Raw genomic sequence first — 18,501 nt, forward strand, 5'->3', positions numbered from 1 at the left:
TCAAATGCAGCCGACATGGAAATGTCGCCGATGCGACGTCCGCGCCGGTTCTCCTGCTGTTTATTTTGCGTTGCAGCATGGTATAGAGGGCGTGGAGTAGGAGTGGAGGAAAGCATGCAGTCTGAGCAACCTTTGTGGGTTCCCGGTCCGGAGATTCTGGCGCACAGCCCGATGGCGCAATTCATCGCCTGGTGCAGCGAACGCTTCGGCAGGGACTTTGCCGATTATGACGCGTTTCACGCCTGGTCGGTTGCCGAGCGTGGTGATTTCTGGACGGCGGTCTGGGAGCACTGCGAGGTCATAGGCGAGCGCGGCGAGACGGCTCTCGTCAATGGCGATCGCATGCTCGAGGCACGGTTTTTCCCCGAAGCGTCGCTGAATTTCGCCGAGAACCTCCTGCGCCGTGCCGGCAGCGATGATGCGCTGATCTTCCGCGGCGAGGACAAGGTCGACTATCGGCTGTCCTGGGACGACCTGCGCGCTCTTGTCTCCAAGCTGCAGCAGGCGTTGAAGGCGCGCGGGATCGGCAAGGGCGACCGCGTCGCTGCCATGATGCCCAATATGCCCGAGACGATCGCCCTGATGCTCGCAACGGCTTCGATCGGTGCGATCTGGTCGTCCTGTTCTCCCGATTTCGGCGAGCAGGGCGTGCTCGACCGCTTCGGCCAGATCGGCCCCAAGCTTTTCATCGCCTGCGACGGTTACTGGTACAACGGCAAGCGCCAGGACGTCGATGCCAAGGTTCGCGCGGTTTCCGCCGCTCTCGGCGTTCCCGCGCTCATCGTCCCCTATGCGGGCGAGGCGAGGGCGTTGGCTGGCTCGATCGCCGGCGGCGTGACCCTCGAGGATTTCATCGCGCCGTTTTCGGCCGGGACGCTCGCATTCGAACGACTGCCCTTTGGTCACCCGCTCTATGTGCTGTTTTCCTCCGGCACCACGGGTGTGCCCAAGTGCATCGTTCATTCCGCCGGCGGTACGCTGCTGCAGCATTTGAAGGAGCATCGCTTCCATTGCGGGCTCGGCGACGGCGAAAAACTCTTCTATTTCACCACCTGCGGCTGGATGATGTGGAACTGGCTCGCGTCCGGCCTTGCGGTCGGCGCGACGCTCTGCCTGTTCGACGGCTCGCCGTTCTATCCTGACGGCAATGTGCTGTTCGACTACGCGGCGGACGAGGAATTTGCGGTCTTCGGCACCTCGGCAAAATATATCGACGCCGTGCGCAAGGGCGGGTTCGAGCCGGCAAGGACCCACGACCTTTCGCATCTGCGGCTGTTGACGTCGACCGGTTCTCCCTTGTCGCCGGAAGGCTTCTCCTTCGTCTACGAGGGCATCAAGTCGGACGTCCAGCTCGCTTCGATATCGGGTGGCACCGACATCGTCTCCTGCTTCGTGCTCGGCAATCCGCTGAAGCCTGTGTGGCGCGGCGAGATCCAGGGGCCGGGCCTCGGGCTGGCGATGGATCTCTGGGATGACGAGGGGCGCTCCGTGCGCGGCGAAAAAGGCGAGCTCGTCTGCACGAAGGCGTTTCCCTCGATGCCGGTGATGTTCTGGAACGACCCCGATGGCGCGAAGTATCGCGCCGCCTATTTCGAGCGCTTCGACAATGTCTGGTGCCATGGCGATTTTGCCGAATGGACGTCGCATGACGGCATCATCATCCATGGCCGCTCCGACGCCACGCTCAATCCCGGCGGCGTGCGCATCGGCACCGCCGAGATCTACAACCAGGTCGAGCAGATGGAAGAGGTCACGGAGGCGCTTTGCATCGGCCAGGATTTCGACGATGACGTGCGCGTCGTTCTGTTCGTGCGCCTGGCTTCCGGCGTCTCGCTGGACGAGCCGCTCGAAAAGGCGATCCGGAGCCGCATCCGCACCGGCGCGTCACCCCGCCACGTGCCGGCGAAGATCATCGCCGTTGCCGACATTCCGCGCACGAAGTCCGGCAAGATCGTCGAGCTGGCGGTCCGTGACGTCGTGCATGGGCGTCCGGTGAAGAACAAGGAGGCGCTCGCCAACCCGGAAGCGCTCGATCTTTTCGCTGGCCTCGATGCCCTCAAAAATTGAGGGACGTTAACTTGTTCGCGCTTTCGGAATTAACCAAGGCTTCAGACTTGCTGATAAATCCCTAAGATTGTCGGTATTGCCGGTAAGGTCTTGTTAAGGATTGAAGGCGCATGGTCGGGTCAACTTGAGGCCGGCCGATGAGTGGTCGGCGCCTGGCAGAGATGCCGCCGCAGACATGATGTCATTACTTCTCGAGCATTTGTTGGTTTAGCATTCGACTATCGAGGTGGCCTCCCAGCCACCTCTTTTTTTGCCTTGACGGCAAGGTCAGGGACGGCGCTCCATCGATCGCGACACCAGGATCACCGGGATCATGCCGGCAAAGATGATGATCATGGCCGCCACCGAGGCATCCTCGACCTTCGCGCGCGACGCGTCTTCATAGACGAGCGTTGCCAGCGTGTTGAAGTTGAACGGCCGCAGCATGATCGTCGCCGACAGTTCCTTCATGGTCTCGATGAAGACGAGCAGGGCCGCGGTCAGCACTGCCGGGCGCATCATCGGCAGAAGCACGGTGCGCAGCGTCTGTCCGCCGGTGCGGCCAAGTGCTCTGGCGGCCATGTCGAGGTGCGGCGACAGCTTCTGGAAGCCCGCTTCCAGCGTGCCTTCGGCCATGGTCAGAAACCGCACGGTGCAGGCGTAGATGATGGCAAAGCCCGTTCCGGTCATCAGCAGCCCGGTCGAGATGCCAAACGTGCTGCGGAAGCCGGCGTCGACCCAATTGTCGAGGGCCGCGAGAGGAAAGAGCACGCCGATGGCGAGCACCGTGCCGGGCACGCCATAGCCGAAGGAGGCGAGGCGGCCGGCCGCGTCGGTAAAGCGCGATCGTCCGGTGCGCGCCGCATAGGCGAGCGTGAAGCCGAGCAGCACCGCAACCAGGGCAGTGGAACCGGAAACCAGGATGCTGTGGAAGAGTGCGTTGAGCAGCCTTGGCTCGACGAATTGATCGAGCCGCTTCAACGCATAGTTGCCCAGGATGACAACCGGCACGGCAAAGCCGGAGAGAACCGGCAGCAGGCATGCAATTGTTGCCGCCCACTTGCGCCAACCGGAAAGCGAAAGCCTGCTGGCATCGTGCACGGCCGACGTCGTCTTCTGGCTGGAGAAGCGTTGCCTGCGCCGCGCCGCGCGCTCGATCATCATCAGGCCGATGACGAAGACGAGCATGATGCAGGCGATCTGGGCGGCGCCGGCAAGACTGCCGCGGTTGAGCCAGGTGTCGAAGATGGAGAAGGTCAGCGTCTGGACGCCGAGGAATTCGACCGCGCCGATGTCGTTCAGGGTCTCCATCGCCACCAGGGTCAGGCCGATCATGATCGCCGGGCGCGCCATCGGGATCTGGATGCGGAAGAACACTTTCAAAGGCCCGGCGCCGAGCGTGCGGGCGACGTCGGCGGCAGCGCGCCCCTGCATCAGGAACATCGAACGGCAGGCGAGATAGATATACGGGTAGAGCACCGAGCTCAGCACCAGCACAGCGCCGCCGAGCGAACGGATGTCGGGAAACCAGTAATCGCGGCTGGTCTTGAAGCCGAAGACGACGCGGATCAGCCCCTGTACCGGGCCGGTGAAGGTGAACAGCTCACCGAAGGCATAGGCGGCAAGATAGGCGGGGATGGCGAGCGGCAGCACCAGCGCTGCCGACAGGAACCGGCGCAGCGGAAATTCGCAGCTTGCCACCAGCCAGGCCGTGACGATGCCGACGACGGCGGTGGCGGCGCCGGTGAACGTGATCAGCAGCAGCGTGCGGATGGTGGCGCGCGGAATGACGTTCTGCATCAGATGCGGCCAATCGGCACCGCCGCCCGAAACGGCAAGCCAGGTGATCGCCAGGATCGGCATCAGCACGATCAGGGAGGCGCCACCGGCCCACACCGCAAGCAGCGGGTGGGAAAGACCGGTTCTCGCGCCGGCGCGGCGCCGTTTGAGGCTTTGTGACGTGGACTGCAATCGATCGGATCCGGAGAAACGGCAGGAAATGGCCGTGGGGATGCCAGCAAACTGGCGTCCCCAAGTCAACATTTCCTTACAGCATCCGGCCTTAGTTCGCCAAGACGCGTTGTGAGGGGAAGGAGATTTCCACCAGCGTGCCTTCGTTCGGCGCCGAGGTGATGGCGAACTGGGCGCGATTGGCTTCGGCCATGGCCTTGGTCAAAGGCAGGCCGAGGCCGGTTCCGTCGCCGCGCTTGCGGCCGCCTGTCGTCACCTGCCGGAACGGCTTCATCGCCTGGTCGAGCTCGACGCGGGTCATGCCGACGCCGGTATCGCGAATGCGCAGGATGACGCTGCCGTTGGGCTCATAGGAGGTCGACACGACGATCTGCCCGCCCGACGGCGTGAAGCGAATGGCGTTCGCCAGGATGTTGAGCGCGATCTGCTTGATCGAGCGGCTGTCGGCGACCACGCTCGGCACGGCTGCCGACAGCGAGGTGCGGATGATGACGCGCTGGCTGTTGGCCTGCGGCTGCACCAGCGACACCGCCTCGGAAACCGCATCGTTGATTTCGACCGAGCCGAAATCGAGATCCATCTCACCCGCTTCGATCTTGGAAATGTCGAGCAGATCGTTGACGATGTCGAGCACATGGCGGCCCGAACGGCCGATGTCGCCGGCATATTCGATATAGCGCGGATGGCCGACCGGGCCGAAATGCTCGCTCGCCATCATGTCGGAAAAGCCGATGATGGCGTTGAGCGGCGTGCGGATTTCGTGGCTCACGCGTGCCAGGAACTCGGTCTTGTGGGCATTGGCCGTCTCGGCAGCGCGCTTGGCGTTGCGCAACTCTTCCTCAGTCCGCTTCCACTGGGTGATATCACGGATCACGGCGCAATAGCCGTTGGAGGCCGACAGTCGGCCGATGGTCATGAACAACGGCAGGAAGCCGCCAGCGGCCTCCCGGCCGATCACTTCGCGGCCGTCGTTGAGCACGCTGGCAACGCCGTGACCTGAAAGGCCCTGGAGATAGTCGATGACGGCCTTCTGGCTCTCATGGGCAAAGAGAGCCGCAAACGGTTTGCCGCGGATTTCGCTCTCATCGTAATTGAAGAGCGCGCTGGCCGAGCGATTGACCGAGCGGATATCGCCGTCATGCCCGAGGATGACGACGCCATCGGTCGCAGTCTCGAGGATCGAGCGCAACTCGTCGATTTCGGTCTTGAGCTTGCCGACCTCTTCGACGGGAACGACAGGCTGGACGGTTTCGGCCGGCGTGGCTTGGCTGTCTTGCGGCTGCAAGGCTTCGGTCGAAGCCAGCGCCAGCATCAGAGCGCTCTTGCCGTCCCAGCGGATCGAATGCAGGTGAGCCGTCACCGGGACGAGCTGTCCGGTCTTGCGGATCAGCGTCATCGTGCCATCCGGCTCCGCGTCGCCGATTTCCTCATCGTTTGCAAACAGCGCGTCGATGCCGCCTTCCTGCTCGAAATCGTCGAGCGTGTCGTAGCCGGTGAGCCTGAGGAACTCCGGATTGGCATGCAGGAGGTCGTCGCCGAGATGGATGAGCAGGCCGACGGGCAGGCTGTCGAGGATTTCGCCGCTGAAGCCCACGCTCGCGATCGCCGCCGGATCGATGGCGGCATCGGCCAGGTCGTCGGCGCGGGGTTCGGCTGCAGTCACGTCGCCCTGTGTCTCGAGTGCGAGCTCAGGTTCGGGTTCCATCGATGTGGCTGCAGCGGCATCGATGGATGTCCCGTCGACGGTTTCGACATGCCGCTCTTCGGTGTCCGTCTCCACTGCGTCAGTTGGAGCCTCGCGCGAAACCGCGTCCTGCGCCTCCGGCTGCGTCCCGACATTCTCGCCGAGCTGCCGGGCGATTTCGCGAAACGCCGCCTGCTCGCCACGGGTCAGCGCGCCCGATCCGGCTGGGCGGTGTTGTTCGAGCTCGATGATCTTGTCGGAAGCCCGTCGGCCCGGCGTCTCGACGATGCGAAGCGCCGGACGCTCGCCGAGGAAGGGATCAGGCTGGTCGGCTGCGTCCGTTGCGCCCGGTTGCGGCGCGTCGGCGAAAAGCGACAGAACGTCTGTCGCGCGTGCGCTGACGCTCGGGGTCTCGTCGGTCGGGCTTTCAGCCGTCTCATCATCTGCGATTGCCGGTTGGTCGAAGACGGTGCTGGCCGTGCCCTCGTTTTCAACCGCATCCAGGGTGCGATCGAGCGAAAGACCGTTGGCATCTTCATCGTCGACGGCGTCGGCAACGCGAACGATGCCGAAGCCGCGGAATCCGTCGAACTCGCGCGAGCGCGAATAGGTCGGCAGGGCTGCGAGGTCGACGGGCACCTTGAGGTGGGTGCCCTCCACCGGCCAGAAGATCGTCTTGCCCGACCAGGTGTCACGGCGGTGCAGAAGCGTGTTGATCTTGTTGTCGGGGTCGAGGCCATAGCGGGCGGAAAGCGAGGCGAAGCTGACGCCGATCACGTCGGCGGCCTTCGGCCCGACGGCCGAGGCGAACTCCTCGGATATTTCGCTGAACTTGCCTTCCGCGTCGATCTTCCAGACGAAGCGTACCGCCCGTCCGCCGGGCGCAAAGGCGAAGCCGGGTTGTGCGTCCGCCATTTCGTGCTCAGCAGCCGGATCCGCCGATACCGGATCGGCCGCCCGCGCCGCCTCGACGGTCGACGGTTGCTCGCCGGTCTCCGCCGCTACATCAACCGTTGTTTCCTCGATTGCCGCTTCCACCGGCGTCGCGGCATCGGTGTCGAGATCCTCTGATGGGCTTTCGACTTCGCTCGCGGCAGTGACGTCGACTGTCTCTGCGCTTGGCAACGGCTCCTTGTCTTCCAGCGCGGCGCCGCGATGTTCAGCGGCCCCGACGGCTGTTTCGCCGGTGGCCGTCTCCGCTGGAGCCAGCATATCCGTGTCGGTCGTCGGGCCCAGCGCGTGTTCGCCGGTCACGGTCGCGACGGAGATATCATCGGTTTCGGCCAGGGACGCTACGCTGTCTTCGTCTTGCGCGGCAGTCCCGGCATCCGTCGTGACCAGCGCGTCGGGAGCCGATTGCGCATCGGCCGTCTCGACCGCATCGGGCGCGACGTCGGCGTTGTCGGCGTCGGCAACGACTGCCGGGGTTGTAACAGAAGGGGCCGATGCCTCGTCCGGATCGAGATTGCCGAGGATCGTTTCCACCGCAAACAGCAGATGAAGCGCCGGCGCGTCGGCGATCTTGCCGATGGCGGCGGGCAGGTGTCCCTTGGCCGTGGCGACGGGGCGCTTGATCAGCCAGTCGTGGTCGCGGGCGACAGCCAGCACGAGCTGGCGGCGGGTCTCGTCGGACATGCCGAGATTGGCAAAACCCGGCGACTGCGCAACGAACGCGCCGTCGGCATCAAGCACGGCCATGTGCGTGTCCGGGCCGTCGAGCCCGGCGATCATGCGCGCGGCGCGTTCCTCTGTCGAAAGCGGCTTTCCGGAGTGAGGCGCGGTAAAGAGCACGCCGAGTTCGTCCGGCCGGACCCGGATCAGTTCCACGGCCGTGTTGAGCGCCAGGCTTCGAAAGCCCGAGGCAACGCGCATCAGGATCTGGCGGCGGTCGCCGACAGACACGAGCTGCGTTGCCGCCGCCTTCAGCTGGCGCGCGGAAAGGTCGTTGGGGTTGGGGCCCTGCTCGATGAAATCGTAGATGGAGCCGAAGCCGAAGAAGGCGGCACCCTGATCGTTTGCCCAGAGAACGCGGCTGAGATCGCGCGAAAACAGGATCGCCGCATCGCCGCGCGCAAAATGCTCGCGCACCCGCTCATGCACGGCGATGTCGATGAAGGGGTACTGTCTTGCGGGCATGGACGGGCCTATTGACGGGTCGCGGGTACGTTAACACTCTATTAATACCCGCCGACGCGCCGGGGGTCCAGCAATCCCGGGCGCTCGCGCACCCCTTTCACGGCAAAGGGTTAACGCTGGTGAATTTGTGCACTGCACAATTTTATTGCAATGCACAAAGAGATCGATTATATAAGGTGCATCAATCAACGGCGCCTCAAATGAGGGCCCTGACACCAAGGAGCGCTTTCATGGCTACCAAGAAGATCGACGACGCATTTTCCTTCTCCTCTTTCGACCCGGCCAAGGTTGCCGACAGCTTCCGCGACTTCGCGGAAAAGGGCGCCGCTCAGTCGAAGGACGCCTATTCCAAGATGAAGACCGCGGCCGAGGAAGCAAGCAAGACCGTCGAAGCGACGCTTGAAAGCGCCCAGACCGGCAGCGTCGAGCTCGGCCTCAAGGCCATCGATGCGCTGCGCACCAATGCCGAAAACTCGCTGTCGCACATGGAAGCGCTGCTCGGTGTGAAGTCGCTGTCCGAATTCGTCGAGCTGCAGACCTCGTTCTTCCGCAAGCAGGCCGAACTTGCCGTCGAGCAGACCAAGTCGATGCAGGAAGCAACCAAGAAGGTTGCCGAGAATGTTGCAAAGCCGGGCAAGGACGCCGCCGAAAAGGCGATCTCGTCTTTCAAGAAGGCCTGATCCGCGCCGGCCCCTGGCCGCGCTGGGTTTGAATGGGACCGGGTGGCTTGCCATCCGGTCTTTTTGCAGGATAATCTCAAGTTTAGGCTTGCAATGCGACGGAAGTCTCCGTATGTGAGCCGCCAAGCGACTGATGTCGCTTGTTTGTGCGGTTGTAGCTCAGTTGGTTAGAGCGCAGGTTTGTGGCACCTGAGGTCGGAGGTTCGAGACCCCCCAACCGTACCATTCTTCTTCCAGTCATCTATTTATTCTAGGGCGCTTTGTTGCATCCCTTGCGCTGTCTGAACGAGCGCGGCCCGAACTGGCATTATCTGCGCCGCGGGCCGGCTTATATCGCGTTCCCGGGCTCGGTCCGTGGTGCTCGTGTTGGGTCAGTCGCCAAAGCTGACAAATTTCAGCGTTGCGTTGCTGTTCATCTTGTATCCGATGACACGGCATCCGTTCTTGTCCCGGACAGGAGCGGCGCCCCTGAGAACAAGCGTGTGCCAGCCTTGCTGATGGCCGCTTACGTGATATGGCGCAGGCTCGCATCCCTTCTTGAAAACATAGGCAGTTCCTTCTATCGGCGCGTTGTTATCGTAGGGGTCCCACGGAGTGCTGGCCTTAAAGAGCAGCATCCCTGGTTTGACAGTGCCCGATATCCCCTTCTTGGGTCGTTCGTAGACGATTTCGCCTGAGCTGGGCGATATACGGACATCGGAACCGTTGTGATCAAACAGGCTGCGCATGTCGACAAGGTCAGACGCCTCGTTCGATGAGACCGACAGGGGCCGAGCAGCATCCTCCGGTGTGTTGCTTTCGCCGTACTCGTGAGGGACGACGCTGGTCTTGTCCTTGATCCAAGGAGCGGCATCAGCGAAAAGTTGCCTATTGTCGTCGCACACCTTCCAAAGCCTGTACTCACCCATATGGTGCCGCTGAATTGGAAAGCAGACGCCAGGCCCCGTGAGTTCAACGTCTGGCATTTCGCCTGATTGGCGGGAATGGAAGACGAAATCAAGAGTAGCATCTCCGATGACCAGGGCTTCCCAGTTCCCCTTCGCCTTGGACAACAGATACATGTTCTTGGCCACGCTGCCGTAACAGCCAGTGACCCCGTTCCCCAGCTCCGCAGGGTAGCTTTCCACGATCAACTCGTTGACGTCGTCGCCATTTACATCTCGCTGCGCGACGTCATAGGTGATTTTTGTGCCGCTCGCCGTCACGCATTCTTCGATGTAGTTTTTCTCTCGCGTCGAAACGACTTGTATGGCCCGGTCAATATCGGCTTGCGGCCAGCCAGTCGCATTCGCCGATACTGCGCAAGACATGAAAATGATCGACGCGGTAAGAATTGACTTCATGAAAGCGTGCCCCTTTGGATTGCCTAAGGGGATTAAGGCATGAACATTGAGCTCGCGTTCACAATCCATATGCAAGTTTAACGAGCTTTCAGCATTGTTCGCAGCGCCTGCGTTGAAGGCGCCGGCCTATACGCAAATTACTACAGGTAGCCACCGGCCAATTGGCCGTTGAGCAACGGAAGTCTGGCCGGCAAGCAAGCGCACTTCCATTCAAGCAAACATCTGATGCTCTGCCGCAACCAGTTCCTGCAGAAACGCAACGACCGTGCGCACCCGCACCAGGTCGCGGGCGCTTTCGTGATAGGTGGTCCAGTAGGCTCGGGTGATCGTCGTTTCCGTCAGGATGCGTTCAAGCTCGGGCGTATGCCGGGCGATGTAGTTGTGCAGGATACCGATGCCGGCGCTGGAGCGGACCGCCTCCGTCTGGCCGGTGGCGCTGGAAATTTCGAAGGAGGCATCCCAGCTGCGCATGATCTCGGCGGAAAAATTGAGCGACGGCGTGAAGATCAGGTCCTCGACATAGCCGATGCGGCGATGGTGCTTGAGGTCGTCGATCGTTTGCGGCGTGCCGTGCTGCGCCAGATAGGCCGAAGAGGCGTAGAGCCCGAGCGTGTAGTCGGTGAGTTTGGAGGAGACGAGGCGCCCCTGTTCCGGCCGCTCGATGGTGATCGCGATATCGGCTTCGCGCTGCGACAGCGAGAAGGAGCGGGGCACCGGCACGAGTTGCAGCTTCAGCTCCGGATAGCGCGCCGTCAGCCGACCGAGGCGAGGTGCGAGGAAGGAAACGCCGAAACCGTCGGGTGCGCCGATGCGCACGGTGCCGGCAATCGCCGTGTCGATGCGACCGATCTGCGACTGTGCGGCGAGCATCTCCGTTTCCATGCGTTCGGCTGCCGCCAGAAAGATCTCGCCCTCGGCCGTCAGTTCGCAGCCGTTCGGCCGGCGCACCAACAGCCGCGTCTTCAGCGTCTCCTCAAGCGCCGTCACCCGACGGCTGAGCGTGGCATGATTGAGGCCGAGCCGCTTGGAGGCGGCAAGGATCTGCCCGGTGCGTGCCACCGCCAGGAACATTCTGACATCGTCCCAATTCATGGTCCTGATCTCCTAGGGCTTCAATCTGTGCACAACGGTTGCTGAATATCGGAAATTGCTTTGTTCAAATCGTAGTGCGATCATGCCGCCACAATCAAGATCAGGAGGAGACATCCATGTACGAACTCGGTCATTTCATCGATGGCAAGCGCGTCGCCGGCACCAGCGGCCGCACGAGCAACATCTTCAACCCGGCAACGGGCGAAGTGCAGGGCACCGTGGCGCTGGCAAGCGACGCGGAGCTTGCCGCTGCCGTCGCCAGCGCGAAGGCCGCGCAGCCGAAGTGGGCCGCCACCAACCCGCAGCGCCGCGCCCGCGTCTTCATGAAGTTCGTCGAACTCCTGAACGCCCACATGAACGAGCTTGCCGAGATCCTGTCGCGCGAGCATGGCAAGACGATCGAAGACGCCAAGGGCGACCTCGTTCGTGGCCTGGAAGTCTGCGAATTCGTCATCGGCATTCCGCACCTGCAGAAGAGCGAGTTTACCGAAGGTGCCGGCCCCGGCATCGACATGTATTCGATCCGCCAGGCCGTCGGCATCGGCGCCGGCATCACGCCGTTCAACTTCCCCGCCATGATCCCGATGTGGATGTTCGCCCCGGCGATCGCCTGCGGCAACGCTTTCATCCTGAAGCCTTCAGAGCGTGACCCGTCCGTTCCGATCCGTCTTGCCGAACTGATGATCGAAGCGGGCCTGCCGGCCGGCATCCTCAACGTCGTCAACGGCGACAAGGGCGCGGTCGACGCGATCCTGACCAACCCCGACATTTCCGCCGTCTCCTTCGTCGGCTCGACGCCGATCGCCCGCTACGTTTATGGCACGGCCGCCATGAACGGCAAGCGCGCGCAATGCTTCGGCGGCGCCAAAAACCACATGATCATCATGCCTGACGCCGACCTCGACCAGGCCGCAAACGCGCTGATGGGTGCAGGCTACGGCTCGGCCGGCGAGCGCTGCATGGCGATCTCGGTTGCCGTTCCCGTCGGCGAAGACACCGCCGACCGCCTGATCGCCAAGCTGACGCCGATGGTCGAAAGCCTGCGCATCGGCCCCTACACCGACGAGAAGGCCGACATGGGCCCCGTCGTCACCAAGGAAGCCCAGGCGCGCATCAAGAGCCTGATCGACAGCGGTGTCGAGGCAGGCGCCAAGCTCGTCGTCGACGGCCGCGACTTCAAGCTCCAGGGCTATGAGGATGGCTACTTCGTCGGCGGTTGCCTGTTCGACCACGTCACCCCCGACATGGACATCTACAAGACCGAGATCTTCGGACCGGTTCTTTCGGTGGTTCGCGCCAAGAACTACGAGGAAGCCCTCGACCTGCCGATGAAGCACGAATACGGCAACGGCGTCGCGATCTACACCCGCGACGGCGATGCCGCCCGTGACTTCGCCTCGCGCATCAACATCGGCATGGTCGGCGTCAACGTTCCGATCCCGGTTCCGCTCGCCTATCACTCCTTCGGCGGCTGGAAGTCCTCGTCCTTCGGCGACCTCAACCAGCACGGCACGGACTCCATCAAGTTCTGGACCAAGACCAAGACGATCACCGAGCGTTGGCCGTCGGGTATCAAGGACGGTGCCGAATTCGTCATGCCGACGATGAAGTAAAACGGGATAAAGATCCTCCCGCCTTGAGGGCCTCCTACGGGAGGCCCTTTTTGTTGCCTACATGTCGTTGCGTTCGCCACCGTATGAACGAAGCACTTTTCTGTTGCGCGTTATGTTGCACTGCAACTAATTTGATATGCCTCGTGTGGCGGTGAATTGATTCTCGCCCTGATCGAATATTGCAGCCAGTTCGACCGTTCTTTTGCATGAAAGGCTCATCCGGGGGGATAGCCACAGTTCTCTGGGTTCAGGAATGACACTGTACTGTCGTATCGCGGCGCCAGCCTTCTAGGCGGCGGCCGCACATAATTTCATTGAGAGAGGTTTATCATGGTCGTGGCTGAAACCGCGTCGATGCAAGGGGCGCTGACGCAGAGCGCACCGGACAATTTTCACCGCCTGTCGTTTACCGGCAGCGGCAAGGAATATTTTGGCATCTGGATCGTCAATGTGCTTTTGACGATCATTACGCTCGGCATCTATTCCGCCTGGGCAAAGGTCCGTCGCAATCGCTATTTCTACGGCAACACGGTGCTGCTCGGGCGCGGCTTCGAATATCATGCCAACGGCAAGCAGATCCTGATCGGTCGGGTGATCGTTTTCGCCTACCTGATCTTCTACAACGTCATGCTGAACGTCGTGCCGATCGCCGGCGTCATTCTTGCGCTTCTGCTGGTGGTCTTCGTGCCCTGGCTGGTCGTCCGGGGCCTGCGCTTTAGCGCCCGCGTCACGAGCTATCGCAATGTCCGCTTCGATTTCGTCGGCGGCGTCGGTGGCGCATTCCTCGCCTTCATCGTCGGCCCGGTCATCGCGGCCCTGACGCTCGGCATCCTCGTACCGCTCGCCAGCCGCTGGTCCTACCGCTACATCGGCAGCAACCTGCGTTACGGGCAGCGGGCGTTTGCTACCGATCCCTCGCTCGGCGCGATCTACAAGTCGTGGTTCCTGTCGGCAGCGATCATCATCGCGGGCCTTGCAATCATAGCCTTTGTCGGTTTCCTCAATCTGGCCGTGATCATGGCGCTGTTCGATGGTTCCGTGGAACCGATGGCCGGCATGCAGCTGTCGATGATCGGGCTGTTCGTCCTCGGCTACATTGCGTTCTTCGCGATCTTCGGGGTCGCAGCCCTGTTCTACCGCGCCGGCGTTCGCAACGTTGCCTGGTCGGCAACGACCTTCGACGGCAAGCACCAGCTGACGAGCGACCTGTCACGAGGCCGCTACGCATGGATCGCGATCACCAACCTGATCGTCACCATCATCACGCTGGGCCTGATGCGTCCCTGGGCCGCGGTGCGCATGGCGCGCTACGTCAATGAACACACGGGCGTGCATTTCGAAGGCAATGTCGGCGAAATGTTCGACAGGATCGCCCAGGAAGGTTCGGCCGTCGGTGCGGAGTTCATGGAGTTCGAAGGTTTCGACTTTGGCTTCTGACGGGACGGACATCGCCGTTGGCGAGTGGCATCCGGCCGGCTCCAGCCGGTCGGTACACGCGCGGCTCATCGAGGATAACGATGGCCTCAAGGCGCTCGATCAGGCCGGCTGCGAACTCGCAGCCGGCGTTTTTGCCGCCGTCGATTTTTCTCCGCGCGTCGGGGCCATCCCGCGCCGCGCGGAATTCCCCGACGGGTCGCTGTTCGAGACGACCGACAACGACGCGATCGATCGGTTTCTCAAGGGCAAGGGAAAGACCAATTTTATCCATGAATGGGAGCGGTTTCGCCCGCGGCTGATCGCGTTTGTCCTGGCAACGGTGCTCTGCGGCGTGATGATCTATCGCTACGCCGTGCCGGCGCTGGTCGAAGTCGCTGTGCTGGTGACGCCGCCGATCGTGCCGAAGATCATGTCGGCAAGTACGCTTGAGACCATGGACCGCACCGTGCTCGACACGACGGCGCTGGCCACCGAGCGCCAGCAAAAGATCCGCGACGGGTTTGCCACGATCGCGCGGCTCTCCAATGGTGGCGAGGGCGGATACACGCTGAACTTCCGCAAGGGTGGCGCGATCGGGCCCAACGCGTTCGCGCTCCCCGACGGTACGCTGATCGTCACCGACGAACTGGTCGAGCTTGCCGGCGACGATACCGAAATGATCGTCGGCGTGCTGGCGCACGAGATCGGTCATGTCGAGCTCGAGCACAGCCTGCGACAGATCTATCGTGCCGCCGGTGTAACGGGTCTCATCATGATGATCGGTGGCGACATCGGGTCGGGTGTCGAAGACATTCTGGTGCAGGGCGCCGGCCTTCTCACGCTCTCCTATTCGCGGGCGGCGGAAGCGGAGGCCGATCGGCACTCGGTCGAGCTGATGGTGAAGGCGGAGCGCGATCCGACGGCGATCGCGCGGTTCTTCGACCTGCTCGAAAAAGAGCTTGGCGACGGTGCCGACACCAGCATCCTTTCGACCCATCCCGGCACGCCGGAACGGCGCAAGGCAATCCTCGATTATGCCGGCGCATTGCGGGCACGGGGCCGATAAGGACATCCCATCGAGCGCCTCCGGACAGGCGGCAGACCACAAAACGAAAGCGGCGGGCACAAGGCCCGCCGCTTCCATTTCAGGCTACTGCTGAAAATCAGTCCTGCGGACCGTCGTTGTAGCCGACCTTGTCGACCAGTTCGGAGGCCTTCTTGCGGTTGGCGGCGATATCGGCCAGCGGCAGTTCATCCGGCTTGATCGTGCCGAAGGACTTTACGACGTCAGACGGCTCGGCGCCCGGCAGAACCGGATATTCGAACACCTGCTCGGCGTAGATCTTCTGGGCTTCGCCTTCCGACAGGAATTCCATCAGTTTCAGCGCGTTGTCCTTGTTCGGGGAATTCTTGGCGAGTGCCATGCCCGAGATGTTGACGTGCGTGCCGCGGTCCTTGGCGTTCGGGAAGAGAACTTTGATGGCGGCTGCCCATTCCTTCTGCTCCGGCTCCTTCTCGTTGGTCATCATCAGACCGACGTAATAGGTGTTGCCGAGCGCCAGATCGCACTCGCCGGCGAGGATCGCCTTGGCCTGGTCGCGGTCGCCGCCGTCCGGCTTCTTGGCCAGGTTGTTCTTCAGGCCGGTCAGCCACTTTTCGGTCTCGGCCTCGCCCTTGTGGGCGATCATCGAGGCGAACAGGCCGATGTTGTAGGAATGCTGGCCATCGCGGGTGCAGATCTTGCCCTTCCACTTGGGGTCGGCAAGTTCCTCATAGGTGATGTCGTTCTCGGTCACGCGATCCTTGGAGGCGTAGACAACGCGGCCGCGGGTCGTCAGGCCGAACCAGTTGCCTTCAGGATCGCGGAAATGCGCCGGGATATCCTTGTTGATCGTCTCGTTGACGACAGGCTGCGTCACGCCAGCGTCCTTGGCTTCGGTGAGGCGGCTGATGTCGACGGTCAGGATCACGTCCGCCGGCGAGTTGGCGCCCTCGGCCTGGATACGCTCGACAAGGCCCTTGTCGAGGAAGAGCACATTGGTCGTGATCCCGGTTTCCTTGGTGAAGGCATCGAGCAGCGGCTTGATTAGGTCAGGCTGACGATAGGAATAGATGTTGACCTCGCCATCGGCCCAGGCGGCGGTAGACGCAAACAGGCCGGCAGTGAGAGACAATATACCCATGGCGGCTCTCGAGACGGACATGGCTTCCTCCATTTTTTTGGTTTGAGCTAAGTAAACAAAATCGCTCATCTTTTTGATCCGCAGCTCATCAACAGTCAACCGGGTAACGGTTAACGATCAAGCAGATGTGACTTTTTTGCTTTTTTGGAATTGTTCCAAACTACGATCCGTCCTATATGAAGGTTCGATAAACCTCTCGATTCCGGAGCGAATTATGCGACTGACGAAGCAAACGAACTACGCAGTTCGCATGTTGATGTACTGCGCCGCAAACGGCGAGAAACTGAGCCGCGTTCCTGAAATTGCCAAGGCCTACGGTGTCTCCGAACTGTTTCTGTTCAAGATTCTCCAGCCGCTAACGCGCGCTGGCCTGGTCGAGACCGTGCGTGGTCGCAATGGCGGCGTGCGCCTGCCCAAGCCGGCTTCGGCCATTACCCTGTTCGACGTCGTCAAGGTGACGGAAGACAGCTTCGCCATGGCCGAGTGCTTCGAGGCCGGTGAAATCGATTGCCCGCTGGTCGACAGCTGCGGCCTCAACGCCGCGCTGCGCAAGGCGCTGAACGCGTTCTTCGAAGTGCTGCAGGGCTACACCATCGACGATCTGGTCAAGGCCCGTCCGCAGATCAACTTCCTGCTCGGCCTCGAAGAGACCAAGCGCCCGCAGACGACTGCGGCCTGATTGATCTCTACGGCGCCGCGTACCAGACGCCCGGCGCCGTCACGCCTCAAGTCCGCTGCCCAAAGCGGCCGCCGGCGTTCAGTTCGGCGCCAGATACTCCCGCAGAATGAACTCGATTGCCGTCGGATCGATCTCCGATTTGTCGATGCGGAAATCCGCGCCGTAGTCTTCCAGGTTCTGGAAATAGGGCTCCACCAGCGATCCGGAGATCACGCCGATCGGGCCGATGAAGCCCTGGTGGCGCAGCAGCGGCACCGTTTCGCGAAAATCGCGCTGCGGCTGAAGTCGATTGTCCATCAACACCATCGAGACCGGCTCGCCTGAACGCAGGAACGCGAGCGCGCCTTCGATCGTCTGGCAATAATGCAGTTCGATCTCGATCGTGCTGACCTTCTTGATCAGGGCGCGCAGAATGAGGTTCTCCGCGGGGTCGTCGTCAACGAGCAGGATATGGGCCTTTTGTGTCATGATCGTCCATGTACCTGAGTGACCGGAAGCCATTGTGCTGTGCGCGTCTGTCGTCGGCAAGCGGGTAGGGTGGCGTGTCTGCATCGTTTCAGCTCTTTCGCGCGGCGCAGTTGTCCAGTGCCAAGCGCCGCGCCGATCGACGTTACTGAATGATCTGCTCGCGTATCGCCTTGGCCACCATCTGCGTTCGATTGACCACATCCAGCTTCTTCAGGATCGTTGCCGTATGCGAGTTCACCGTGTGTTCGGAGACCGATACGATCAGCGCGATCTCGCTTGCCGTCTTTCCGTGCGAGATCCATTTGAGGATCTCCGTTTCGCGCGGGGTGAGGCCCATGCCGGCCTTGTTGGAGAGCGCGATACGATAGAAATAGTCGAAGGCGCAGATGGCGTCATAGGCGAGCTCGAAGTGCTCGGAACGGCCGATGTCGTTGCCGTCGCCCAGGAACAGCACGGCGTAGCGGGCGCCCGTTGCGGCCGCGTGGACCGGCACGCTCAGGAGAAGCTCGAAGCCGAGCTGGACGAGCAGGTTCTGCCCGTTGACGCAGCCGGGATCGCCGGATCGCCAGACGGAGGAAATGACCGAGGTGTGCAGGGTCTTGTAGAACAGGGAATCGCCGAAGCGGTGGCGCTTGTCGTATTCCTCGGCAAGGCCCGAGGGCAGGTCATGCAGAACCAGGCGGGTGGACAGCATGCATGCGTCGTTCTCGTTGCCGAGCTGCAGGATGCCGAAATGGTTGAAGCCGAACCGCAGTGCCATCGTGTGAAAGATGCGGAAGAAGTCGACGCGGTTGAGCGCCTTCTCCAGATCGTCGCGCAGATCGTAGCGCCTGTGGTTTTCCAGCAAACTTGCCACGAATGCGCTACCCCTTTTTCGCGAGGCGGCAATTTACCCGCAAGACCGGCTCAATCAACCGCATGAAGCCGGCATCGAAATTGCGGATGGGCATCATCACGCCAGTCTCTCCACGGCGGTGCCGCCGGATCGAAAGCGCCGCGAGGCGGATGCCGCCCCCTCCCAAGGACGTTTTGGCACGTCGTTTGTCTCCCCCGAGATTTTGTCCAGGTTCTATTGCACGATCAGACAGCGGATTTCTACCCAACGATCTTGGGATTGACCGTTTGTTGCAATTTCTTCGAATCGGCGATGCCGTGCAGCGAGGATGCACGCAGGGCGGGTGGCGCTGCCG

At 62.0% G+C, this 18,501-nt stretch carries 13 protein-coding genes and 1 tRNA gene; 7 read left to right on the plus strand and 7 right to left on the minus strand.

Annotated features, from left to right (window positions below; translation table 11 throughout):
* The first annotated feature begins 114 nt into the window (after positions 1–114).
* Complete coding sequence (locus tag RTP54_RS03300; RefSeq protein ID WP_312360930.1) at positions 115–2,067, plus strand: acetoacetate--CoA ligase; 1,953 nt, start codon at positions 115–117, stop codon at positions 2,065–2,067.
* 267 nt (positions 2,068–2,334) lie between these two features.
* On the opposite strand, the gene RTP54_RS03305 is transcribed toward RTP54_RS03300, so the two are convergent.
* Both RTP54_RS03305 and RTP54_RS03310 read right to left on the minus strand, forming a co-directional pair.
* Positions 2,335–4,017, minus strand: coding sequence for an iron ABC transporter permease (locus tag RTP54_RS03305; RefSeq protein ID WP_312360932.1), 1,683 nt, complete (start codon positions 4,015–4,017; stop codon positions 2,335–2,337).
* A gap of 91 nt (positions 4,018–4,108) precedes the next feature.
* Positions 4,109–7,837: a PAS domain S-box protein gene (locus tag RTP54_RS03310; RefSeq protein WP_312360934.1), complete on the minus strand. Its 3,729-nt coding sequence runs from the start codon at positions 7,835–7,837 to the stop codon at positions 4,109–4,111.
* Positions 7,838–8,067: 230 nt separating this feature from the next.
* Between RTP54_RS03310 and RTP54_RS03315 the strand changes: the two genes are divergently transcribed.
* Together RTP54_RS03315 and RTP54_RS03320 are read left to right on the plus strand one after the other, a co-directional pair.
* Positions 8,068–8,517 (plus strand): phasin, encoded by a 450-nt coding sequence (locus RTP54_RS03315; RefSeq protein WP_112808848.1) that lies wholly within the window; start codon positions 8,068–8,070, stop codon positions 8,515–8,517.
* A gap of 148 nt (positions 8,518–8,665) precedes the next feature.
* A tRNA-His gene (locus RTP54_RS03320) sits at positions 8,666–8,742 on the plus strand.
* Positions 8,743–8,888: 146 nt separating this feature from the next.
* Here RTP54_RS03320 and RTP54_RS03325 read toward each other — a convergent pair.
* Both RTP54_RS03325 and RTP54_RS03330 read right to left on the minus strand, forming a co-directional pair.
* Positions 8,889–9,860, minus strand: coding sequence for a hypothetical protein (locus tag RTP54_RS03325; protein WP_312360939.1), 972 nt, complete (start codon positions 9,858–9,860; stop codon positions 8,889–8,891).
* Between the two features lie 210 nt (positions 9,861–10,070).
* Positions 10,071–10,952: a LysR family transcriptional regulator gene (locus RTP54_RS03330; RefSeq protein WP_112808846.1), complete on the minus strand. Its 882-nt coding sequence runs from the start codon at positions 10,950–10,952 to the stop codon at positions 10,071–10,073.
* Positions 10,953–11,068: 116 nt separating this feature from the next.
* Here RTP54_RS03330 and RTP54_RS03335 point away from each other — a divergent pair, with 116 nt between their 5' ends.
* The 3 genes from RTP54_RS03335 (at position 11,069) to RTP54_RS03345 (ending at position 15,047) form a co-directional block, all read left to right on the plus strand.
* On the plus strand, positions 11,069–12,565 hold the full coding sequence (locus RTP54_RS03335) for a CoA-acylating methylmalonate-semialdehyde dehydrogenase (protein ID WP_112808845.1): 1,497 nt from the start codon (positions 11,069–11,071) through the stop codon (positions 12,563–12,565).
* Between the two features lie 354 nt (positions 12,566–12,919).
* A complete protein-coding gene (locus RTP54_RS03340) occupies positions 12,920–14,002 on the plus strand; it encodes a YjgN family protein (protein WP_312363154.1) in 1,083 nt (360 codons plus the stop codon).
* Complete coding sequence (locus RTP54_RS03345) at positions 13,992–15,047, plus strand: M48 family metallopeptidase (protein WP_312360943.1); 1,056 nt, start codon at positions 13,992–13,994, stop codon at positions 15,045–15,047. Before RTP54_RS03340 ends, RTP54_RS03345 begins: the two co-directional genes overlap by 11 nt.
* Positions 15,048–15,144: 97 nt before the next feature.
* Here RTP54_RS03345 and RTP54_RS03350 read toward each other — a convergent pair whose 3' ends face one another.
* Positions 15,145–16,164, minus strand: a complete 1,020-nt coding sequence (locus RTP54_RS03350) for a Fe(3+) ABC transporter substrate-binding protein (RefSeq protein WP_409517111.1) — start codon at positions 16,162–16,164, stop codon at positions 15,145–15,147.
* A gap of 214 nt (positions 16,165–16,378) precedes the next feature.
* Here RTP54_RS03350 and rirA point away from each other — a divergent pair, with 214 nt between their 5' ends.
* Positions 16,379–16,843, plus strand: a complete 465-nt coding sequence (gene rirA, locus RTP54_RS03355) for an iron-responsive transcriptional regulator RirA (protein ID WP_112808842.1) — start codon at positions 16,379–16,381, stop codon at positions 16,841–16,843.
* 78 nt (positions 16,844–16,921) lie between these two features.
* Here the strand turns inward: rirA and RTP54_RS03360 are convergent, their stop codons facing one another.
* Both RTP54_RS03360 and RTP54_RS03365 read right to left on the minus strand, forming a co-directional pair.
* Entirely contained in the window at positions 16,922–17,311 is a 390-nt protein-coding gene (locus RTP54_RS03360) for a response regulator (RefSeq protein WP_112808841.1), read from the minus strand.
* A 142-nt stretch (positions 17,312–17,453) separates the two neighbouring features.
* Positions 17,454–18,167, minus strand: a complete 714-nt coding sequence (locus RTP54_RS03365; protein WP_162703459.1) for a helix-turn-helix transcriptional regulator — start codon at positions 18,165–18,167, stop codon at positions 17,454–17,456.
* Between the last annotated feature and the right edge of the window lie 334 nt (positions 18,168–18,501).

It is taken from the genome of Ensifer sp., from assembly GCF_031989085.1.
GTDB lineage: Bacteria > Pseudomonadota > Alphaproteobacteria > Rhizobiales > Rhizobiaceae > Ensifer.

What these genes read in the sequence shown, in the direction of transcription:
- RTP54_RS03300 (WP_312360930.1), top strand. Translation starts at nt 115, where the DNA reads ATGCAGTCTGAGCAACCTTTGTGGGTTCCCGGTCCGGAGATTCTGGCG.
- RTP54_RS03310 (WP_312360934.1), bottom strand. Translation starts at nt 7,837, where the DNA reads ATGCCCGCAAGACAGTACCCCTTCATCGACATCGCCGTGCATGAGCGG.
- RTP54_RS03315 (WP_112808848.1), top strand. Translation starts at nt 8,068, where the DNA reads ATGGCTACCAAGAAGATCGACGACGCATTTTCCTTCTCCTCTTTCGAC.
- RTP54_RS03325 (WP_312360939.1), bottom strand. Translation starts at nt 9,860, where the DNA reads ATGAAGTCAATTCTTACCGCGTCGATCATTTTCATGTCTTGCGCAGTA.
- RTP54_RS03330 (WP_112808846.1), bottom strand. Translation starts at nt 10,952, where the DNA reads ATGAATTGGGACGATGTCAGAATGTTCCTGGCGGTGGCACGCACCGGG.
- RTP54_RS03335 (WP_112808845.1), top strand. Translation starts at nt 11,069, where the DNA reads ATGTACGAACTCGGTCATTTCATCGATGGCAAGCGCGTCGCCGGCACC.
- RTP54_RS03340 (WP_312363154.1), top strand. Translation starts at nt 12,920, where the DNA reads ATGCAAGGGGCGCTGACGCAGAGCGCACCGGACAATTTTCACCGCCTG.
- RTP54_RS03350 (WP_409517111.1), bottom strand. Translation starts at nt 16,164, where the DNA reads ATGGGTATATTGTCTCTCACTGCCGGCCTGTTTGCGTCTACCGCCGCC.
- rirA (WP_112808842.1), top strand. Translation starts at nt 16,379, where the DNA reads ATGCGACTGACGAAGCAAACGAACTACGCAGTTCGCATGTTGATGTAC.
- RTP54_RS03360 (WP_112808841.1), bottom strand. Translation starts at nt 17,311, where the DNA reads ATGACACAAAAGGCCCATATCCTGCTCGTTGACGACGACCCCGCGGAG.